The sequence below is a fragment of the Arthrobacter sp. 08Y14 genome (genome assembly GCF_002929455.1).
Classification (GTDB): Bacteria; Actinomycetota; Actinomycetes; order Actinomycetales; family Micrococcaceae; genus Arthrobacter_B; species Arthrobacter_B sunyaminii.
Window position 1 is genome coordinate 1 of record NZ_PJIX01000034.1, and the last position, 639, is coordinate 639.

General features: G+C 64.6%; 1 protein-coding gene. It reads left to right on the forward strand.

Features of this window, described 5'->3' with window-relative positions; all coding sequences use genetic code 11:
• Positions 1-639, forward strand: a 639-nt coding sequence (locus CXR03_RS18910; protein ID WP_146070561.1) for a chromate transporter, incomplete at both ends; no start/stop codon positions are given.

Consider the following 639-nt stretch of genomic DNA (forward strand, 5'->3'; position numbering starts at 1 on the left):
TCATCCGCATCGGCAGGCGGGCCCTGAAGACCAGCTTTCACCGAGGCCTCGCTGCCGCAGCCTTCATCTCGCTGTTCTTCTTCTCTTTGCCGTTCCCGCTCGTCGTGCTTGCCGCTGCTGCTATTGGCCTTGTCCATGCCCGGGGCACTCCCTCGGCGGCTGGCGAGATCGTCGAAGAGGTAAGCGCGCGGCCACACCTCCTGCGCCAGCTTGCGGCACTCCTGTTCTGGATCGCCGTCTGGCTCGCACCATTGTCAATCCTGTGGCTGACCCTTCCCGAAACCGCACTTCCCGAGATCCAGTCCTTCTTCTCCAAGATGGCGCTCGTCACCTTCCGCGGCGCCTATGCGGTGCTTGCCTATGTCGCCCAGGTCGCGGTCGATCACTATGCGTGGCTGAAACCCGGCGAGATGCTCGATGGTCTGGCACTCGCCGAGACGACGCCCGGACCGCTGGTGCTCGTGCTCTCCTATGTCGGCTTCCTGGCCGGCTTCCGTCAGAGCGGTGCGCTCGACCCGCTCGTCGGCGGCCTGCTCGGCGGTCTCATTGCCGCCTGGGCCACCTTCATTCCGAGCTTCATCTGGATCTTCGCCGGTGCCCCCTATATCGAGCGTCTGCGCGGGAACCGTTTGCTCAGTG